General features: G+C 64.0%; 7 protein-coding genes. 3 read left to right on the top strand and 4 right to left on the bottom strand.

The features are described from left to right. The coding region (locus VFZ66_09720) for a hypothetical protein (GenBank protein ID HEX6289457.1) at positions 1 to 570 on the top strand (570 nt) is incomplete at its 5' end. 53 nt (positions 571 to 623) lie between these two features. Here VFZ66_09720 and VFZ66_09715 read toward each other — a convergent pair. Beyond that, entirely contained in the window at positions 624 to 1,247 is a 624-nt protein-coding gene (locus VFZ66_09715) for an MBL fold metallo-hydrolase (protein HEX6289456.1), read from the bottom strand. A gap of 231 nt (positions 1,248 to 1,478) precedes the next feature. After that, positions 1,479 to 2,660: a saccharopine dehydrogenase NADP-binding domain-containing protein gene (locus tag VFZ66_09710; protein ID HEX6289455.1), complete on the bottom strand. Its 1,182-nt coding sequence runs from the start codon at positions 2,658 to 2,660 to the stop codon at positions 1,479 to 1,481. A gap of 106 nt (positions 2,661 to 2,766) precedes the next feature. On the opposite strand from VFZ66_09710, the gene VFZ66_09705 reads away from it, so the two are divergent. Next, complete coding sequence (locus VFZ66_09705) at positions 2,767 to 3,048, top strand: hypothetical protein (GenBank protein ID HEX6289454.1); 282 nt, start codon at positions 2,767 to 2,769, stop codon at positions 3,046 to 3,048. 56 nt (positions 3,049 to 3,104) lie between these two features. Here VFZ66_09705 and VFZ66_09700 read toward each other — a convergent pair whose 3' ends face one another. Further along, positions 3,105 to 4,571: an aminotransferase class III-fold pyridoxal phosphate-dependent enzyme gene (locus tag VFZ66_09700; protein HEX6289453.1), complete on the bottom strand. Its 1,467-nt coding sequence runs from the start codon at positions 4,569 to 4,571 to the stop codon at positions 3,105 to 3,107. A 912-nt stretch (positions 4,572 to 5,483) separates the two neighbouring features. On the opposite strand from VFZ66_09700, the gene VFZ66_09695 reads away from it, so the two are divergent. Next, positions 5,484 to 5,690, top strand: a complete 207-nt coding sequence (locus tag VFZ66_09695) for a hypothetical protein (GenBank protein HEX6289452.1) — start codon at positions 5,484 to 5,486, stop codon at positions 5,688 to 5,690. 344 nt (positions 5,691 to 6,034) lie between these two features. Here VFZ66_09695 and VFZ66_09690 read toward each other — a convergent pair whose 3' ends face one another. Beyond that, positions 6,035 to 7,498 (bottom strand): aldehyde dehydrogenase family protein, encoded by a 1,464-nt coding sequence (locus tag VFZ66_09690; GenBank protein ID HEX6289451.1) that lies wholly within the window; start codon positions 7,496 to 7,498, stop codon positions 6,035 to 6,037. Positions 7,499 to 7,501 lie beyond the last annotated feature (3 nt).

The following is a 7,501-nucleotide window of genomic DNA, read 5'->3' as shown; positions in this document are numbered from 1 at the left end:
GCGATTCTTGCGGTCGTCAATGTTCCGGGCGGCACTCCCGATCAGCAGGTGCAGCTCTATCGCGGAAGCTACACCGTGCAGCCGATGAGCGCCAGCGAGTGGAAGTTGACGGGCGCGTCTATCTCGCTGGAGCGCGGCGTCGACCTGCCGCTCTCTGTCGTGAGCACGCCGGATCAGGTGCTCCAATCCTACTACGGCGCGATCAACCGGCACACATTTGCTCACGCTTACACCTCGTGGGAAGATCTGGGCCGGGCGAGCAATCAGAGCTATGCGGACTTCCGGCAAGGCTTTGTCACGACCGATCGCGTGATGATCGCGCTGGGCACGCCCCAGGTGCAGGGAGCGGCTGGTTCATTGTATGCCGATGTACCAATCGTAGTCTTTGCGAGGCAGACCGATCTGACGCGGCAAACGTTCTGCGGAACCTACACGCTCCGACGGTCCAACGTGCCGCCGTTCGATCTGCTCGGCTGGCGCATCTGGAGCGCCAGGATCGTGCAGGTAGCGAATGTCGAGCCGGGCAGCGAGCAGGCTCAACGCTTGCTCAACGGCGGCTGCCCGCAATAGCCGCTTGATGCATCGATCTGGACGGGGTATCCCTCGACGACGCCCCGCGCCGCTCACTCCCAGGTCGCGTCGCCGTGGAAGCGGGCCGGATGCTGGCGCGCCAGAAATGCCTCGACCTGCGGGCGGATGTCGCCCAGGCGGTACGGTGTGCCGTGGCCGGGGTAGCACACGGTGTCGTCGGGCCACGCCAGGACGACGCTGCTCAGCGTGTGCAGCGTGGTGCGAAAGCCCTCTGCGCTCCAGGTCTTGCCCGGCCCGCCCTCGAAGATCGTGTCGCCGACGATCGCGCGACCGTCGTCGAGCATGAAGCAGACCTGGCCTGCGGTATGTCCGGGCGTGTGGAACACCCGCAGCGTATGCCCGTCGAAGCTGAGCGTCGCGCCGTCGGCAAGCGACTCGTCGGCCTTGAGCGCGCCCAGCAGTTCGGCGTCGGCGGGATGAATCGCGGCGCGCGCTCCGGTGGCCCGGCGCACGGCCTCGACCGCGCCGATATGATCGTGGTGGCCGTGGGTCAGCAGAATCGCCGCGACTTCGCGCCGCCCGATCTGGTCGAGGATCTTGTCTGGCTCAGCGCCCGGATCGACCACGATGCAGCGCTGGCTCTCCGGTATTTCCAGCAGGTAGCAATTGGCCTGATAGCTGCCGACCGGCAGCGCGCTGATTCGTACCTGGGTCATCGATCACCTCGTTTCGAGTTTCAAGTTTCAAGTTCAGGCCCTCACCCCGGGCCGGGTGCCATGCCCGGAGGGCACCCGGCATGGCACCCGCCCTCTCCCATTGCATAGGAGAGGGGAATCTTTGTTCCTCGCCCCTTGGTTCTTGGTGCGCCCAGAGGGCACCCGGTTCTTGGTGCTTCCCCTTTGTTCTCTTGTTCCTTTGTTCTTCGTTTTGTTCTTTGTTCTTTGTTCTTATACCGGCACCGTCTCGCCGATCGTCGTCTGGATGCCGCGTCGCCTGGCTTCCTCGAAGAATTGGCGCGGCGGCACGGCGATCTCAGGCGGCAGCGCGCCGCGCTGCGTGATCGTTCCGTCTGCCAGCCATTGGGCCACAATCGATGGCGCGACGCCCGTGAGCAGGTTGCCGCCGCTGGCCTTCCACTCCGGCCTGGCCCAGGACTCCACATCGACGCGCACGAGCACGGGCTGTCCATCGCGCGTGCCTTTGGCCTCGACCGCCATATCTTTGTATCCGGCGGGCTCCCTGGCGGGCGGCGCGGGTCGTTGGTCGAGCACAGCCAGCAGGGCATCGCGCGGCGCGACCTGACCGCTGCGCATCGGGATCGGATCGGTAGAGGCGAAGCCCAGCTCGCACAAAAACGCGATCTTGCGCAGCATCGCTTCGGGGTAGCCAAAGAAGTTGATCTTGAAGAAGACCTCCTGCACGCCTTTGTCGCGGAAGGAGAGCGGCAGCGTCGCGACCTCGGAGTGCAGCGAGTGGTGGTTGGCGACGTAGCCTAGCGGCTGGCGGTAGGGATAGTATTCCAGCTCGCTGAGCGGCGCGACCTCCTGCCAGCGACCATCGCGGAAAACCATCGGGTTTTTGCTGACCTCGTCTAAAATCGTCTGGATCGAGTAGCCCCAGGTCAGTGGATCATCGGGGTTGATCTGCGGATTATGGATGCCGTCGTAGATGCGAATATACTCGACCGTGTCGAGCCGGTCGCAGGCCAGCCTTGCCTGAAGGTTAGTCACGCCGGGGGCGCTGCCCATGCCCAGCACGGCGGTGATGCCGGCCGCTTTGAACTCGGCGTCCAGCTCAAGCTGCTTGCGCGTGGTGTGAAACAGCCCGCCCAGATCGAGGTAGTGCGTGCGCGCCGCCAGGCAGGCCCGCATGATCGGCAGGTTGAAGTAATAGACGCTGGCGTTGAGACACACATCGGTGCCTCGCAGAACCGCCGCGAGCGCGCCCTCGTCGGTAGCGTCCACAGCGGCCACCCACAGCTTCGAGCTGCCGATCTCGGCGATCAGTTGCTCGCCCGCCTGCCGATTCAAGTCGGCGATTACGATCTCCTTGACCTGCGGCGCTTCGACCAGATCCCGCAGCGCAATACGGCCCATCAGCCCCGCGCCGCCGACAACCACGATCCGCATAGACGTGTACTCCTTCGATGGAAAGCGGCTCCTGCTGCCAAGTCTCGGCATGGAATATGCGCCGATGATCGGTTAGAATCCCATCATTGACCACAGGAGGATGATCATGCCACTGTATACGGAATATGAGCGCATCCGCTACGACGATCCGCAGCTCCAGGCCGAGCTTCAGCGGTTGATCCAAGAGGTGGCGGCGGCTGAGCGTGCTCGCGAGCCACTTCAGGAACAGCACCGCAAGGCCGAGCGCGACATGGACACCGGCGTTGTCTCGGAGTCGGATTTTCGCGCGATCGACAGCCAGTATATCAAAGCCAACAACCAGATCGCGGCAGCCAAGAAGAAGGTCCTTGAATTTCTTGGCCGCTACAAGAATTACCGCGTCGAGTAGCCGCTGCTGAGGCCGATCGCAGGGGCACAGCGCGTGCCCCTTGAACGTGTGCCTGGCTAGCTAGCCGCGCGGGTGATCATGCTCTCTGCGGCGTTGGCTGTCACCGCATTGATGTTCGGCAGCGCGGCCAGCGACTGCACTGGCCTGGGCAGCGAGCCGACGCGCTGGCCCAGCAGGTGCAGCACCTCGGCCAGCACACCGACGACCTCGTCGATGTCTGCGCGCGGGATCGTCAGCGGCGGCGCGAGCTGAATCACCGGGTCCAGCCGATCGTCGGCGCGGCAGATCACGCCTCGACGCCTCAGGTGATCGCTGAGCCAGCTCATCAGATGCTCTTCTTGTAGCGGCTGCTTCGTCTGACGGTCGCGCACCAGCTCAAGCCCCACGAACAGGCCCATCCCGCGAATCTCGCCGATGTTGGGATGCTCATCCAGCGCCAGGTGGAGCTGCGCCATCAGGTAGTTGCCCATGTCGTGAGCGCGCTGGTTCAGCCCCTCGCGCTCGATGATCGCGATGTTGGCGTTGGCCGCCGCCGCAGCCACAGGATGCCCGCCGTACGTCAGGCCATGCATCAGCTTATCGCTCTCGTTGCCGAGAAACACATCGGCCACCGCTTTGCGGGCCAGCGCCGCGCCCATCGGCATATAGCCGGAGGTCATACCCTTGGCGATCGTGATGATGTCAGGCTCGACGCCGAAGATCTCGCTGCCGAACCACGCGCCGATCCGCCCAAACGCGGTGATCACCTCGTCCATGATCAGCAGGATACCGTAGCGGTCGCAGATCTCGCGCACGGCGCGATAGTAGTCCGGCGGCGGCACGATCGCGCCGCCTGAGTTCTGCACCGGCTCCATGATGATCGCGGCGATCGTCTCCGGCCCCTCGAACTCGATCAGCGCCTCGATCTCGTCGGTGCAGGCGCGCGTGCAGGCGCTCGCAAGCTGACAGGCGTTGCAGCGGTAGCGGTGGGGGATCGGCACGTGACGCGCGCCCGGCACCAGCGGCGCGAACTGGTTGCGGATGCCGGGCAGACCGTTGACCGACAGCGCGCCCATGGTCGTGCCGTGGTAGGCGTAGCGCCGCGAGATGGTCTTGGTGCGTCCGGCAAAGCCGAGCTTGCGCTGGTACTGTTTGGCGATCTTCAGCGCCGACTCGACGGCCTCGGAGCCGCCGGAGGTGAAGAAGGCGCGCGGCGTATCGCCCAGCGGCGCGAGTTCGGCGAGCGTTGCCGACAGCTCAGCGGCGGGCAGGTTGGGGAAGGAGAAGGGCGAGACGTAGGCGATCTGCTGGATCTGCGCGCAGACGGCATCGGCGATCTCGCGTCTGCCGTAGCCGACGTTGACGCAGAAGAGTCCGGCGAGGGCATCGATATACTCGCGATCGTTCTGGTCCCACACGCGGGCGTTCTCTCCCCGCACGATCACGGTCTGCTGAGCGGGGTCCTGAAGCTGCTCCATCTGGTAGAAATGGAGCCACGTATTCTCGGCAATCGCGGTCTGCGTCGCCGGCGGCATGGTACTCATATACGCTCACAGTCTCATCCCGCGCTCCACGGCTGACAGCGCTGCACGTGTCGCAATGTACGACAAAGCGGGATCGGGCCTGCGCGGCGCGATCGGGTGTTGCGCGTACTGTGCTGGGCGCTAAGCGCCCGTGTCCCCGTGGGGGATGAGCTAAGACGACGTTGGTTGAAACTCGATCCGTTGTAACCGTTCCATTGAGCTAGAGTCGCTACGGCAAGTGGCATTGCCAGCAGCCGCGCGTGTCTTCGCTGCTTGTTAGGCCCTTGACGCGATCTCCTTTGCGTGTCGCCTTTGCTGTGTTTGAGGAACCAGCCGCCAGAAGGCTGCACTAGCGTGGCTCCTGGGAACTTACCCCCGCAGGGGCAGGGAAGAATGGTCTGCACGCATCATCGCGTGCAACCGGGCGTCACCTCCGTCCCAGGCCTGGGCAACAACCCCTGTCTTGGACAGCGCAGGTTGGCGCTGTTTCTGCCGTCGAATGCGCGGCGTGGCATCCGAGCTACTCGTCGTGGGAGCGATGCGCGCTGTGGCGCTCGTGGCTCCCGGCTCCGCTCGCGCGACCTGGCGCGGCGGGTGGACGGCGCTAGCAGTTGGTTCATCCGGTGGGGGGCCAACCCCCCGCGATGCAACACGCTAGCCTATACCACAGGCAGAATATCTACCCTACAATGAATTTCGGTGCTGACGATGGGCTGAGCTACAGAAGTGCTAGACCATGATCCGGCGCGCTCGATCCATCGGTGATCTCATCATACCACAGGCGACAAGCGGCGGGGAGAACCAGGAACCAAGAACCGAGAACTGGAGTCTCATCAGTGCTTGGTTCTGTTTATTCGACCGCTTGGTGTAGCATTTGACCAGGCAAAAAGCATGGTATAAACGTTGACCGATGAGTGCAAAGGAAGCCGATCGATGACTGTTAAAGAAATAGAAACGGCTATTACACAACTGTCAGCTAAAGATCTGGCTGAGTTGATGGCATGGCTTGCCGAGTATCATGCGCAGGTTTGGGATAAGCAGATTGAGGAAGCTTTGGAGGCGGGGCGACTTGATACCCTGCTTGCAGAAGTGGATCGGGAGTATCAGGGAGGGCTGGCCCGGCCCCTACGAATCACCTGACCCTACCGCGTTTCTGGCAACATAACCATGAGCTTCCCAAAGATGTGCAGGAGTTGGCAGACAAGAACTACGAACTGCTTAAGACCGATCCGTATCATCCGTCGCTGCACTTCAAGAAGGTAGGTAAGACCAAGCAGCTCTGATCCGTGCGCGTCGGTGAACATGATCGGGCGCTAGGGGTAGAAAAGCCGGAGGGCATCGTGTGGTTTTGGATCGGCACGCATGCTGAGTATGACAAGCTATTGTCGTAACTGTCGGCATGGCGCCGATCGCTGTGTTGTATCTTAGACCTTCACCTGATGATAATCGGCGTTGGTCATTAACGATCGCTTGTTCGCTTGTTCCTACGTCTCCCCATACGGATACCACCACGGCTTGGGCTGCATCTCAAAATCCCAGTGAATATGCTTCGTCTCCAAAAACTCCTCAAGGCCCTCCTCGCCCAGCTCGCGCCCGATGCCGCTCTGCTTCATGCCGCCGAACGGCCCCGCGATGTTGTCGATCAGCGGATCGTTGATCCAGATCGTCCCGGCCTTGACCTCCTCGTAGAAGCGCTTGGCCTTGGTCGGATCGTGGGTGAAGAGGCTCGCGCCCAGGCCGTAGCGCGAGTCGTTGGCGAGCGCCAGTGCCTCGTCGAAGCTTTCCACGGGCGCAACCGGCGCGACCGGCCCGAAGGTTTCTTCGCGCATGATCAGCGCCGCGTGCGGCACGTCCACCAGCACGGTCGGCTCCAGAAAGTAGCCGCGCTCAAGCTGCGGCGGGCGGCGGCCTCCCGCGACGATGCGCGCGCCCTGCGCTGCGGCCTGCTCGATCTGCGCCAGGATGGCATCACGCTCGCGTCCGCCGATCAGCGGGGTGATCTGCGTGTCCGGATCGAAGGGCGAGCCAACGCGCAGCCGCGCCGTTAGCTCCGCCAGACAATCGCAGAAATCGCGGTAGACGGGCCGCTCGACGTAGACGCGCTCGATCGAGGTGCAGACCTGACCGGCGTTGACGAACGCGCCCCAGGCCACGCCCATCGCCGCCGTTCGGATGTCGGCGTCGGCGGCGACGATGCACGGATCTTTGCCGCCCAGCTCAAGGTGCAGCTTGGTCATGCGCTCCGCCGCCAGCCCCGCGATGCGCTGCCCGACCTCGGTCGATCCCGTGAAGGCGACCACGCTGGTCGCGGGATGCGTCACCAGCGCATCGCCGACAGTGGAGCCGCGCCCGGTGACGATGTTGACCACGCCGGGCGGCAGATGCTCGAAGCAGCGCGCCAGAGCGAGCGTCGCCAGCGGCGTCTGCGAGGCCGGTTTGATCACCACGCTGTTGCCAGCGGCCAGCGCAGGCGCGATCTTCCAGGTCAGCAGCAGCATCGGGTAGTTCCACGGCACGATGCACGCGACGACGCCGTACGGCTCCTTGAGCACCAGCGCAAGCTGCGACGGCTCCACGCTGGGGATCACGCGGCCCCGCGAGTTGCGGCCCATCTCGGCGTAGTAGTCGAAGACATCGGCGGACCAGCCCACGTAGCGGCGATTGCGATCGAGCAGCCGACCCGTCTCGTGCGTCAGCGTTACTGCCAGCGCCTCGACATCCTGGCGCATGCGGCGGGCGACCTCATGCAGCAGCTCGGCGCGCTCGGCGGCTGACACGTGCCGCCAGCCTGCGAAGGCCGCCTGTGCCGCCCGCATCGCCCGATCCACATCGGCGGGTGTTGCGGCGGGCACGCGCCCAACTTCCGCCTCCGTCGCCGGATCAATCACCGCGATCGTCTCGTCGCTGGCGGCGTCGGTCCACTGGTTGTCGATCCACAGCTTATGCATAGC

The sequence above is a fragment of the Herpetosiphonaceae bacterium genome (assembly GCA_036374795.1).
GTDB lineage: Bacteria > Chloroflexota > Chloroflexia > Chloroflexales > Kallotenuaceae > LB3-1.
This window is presented reverse-complemented; position numbering and strand designations above follow the sequence as displayed.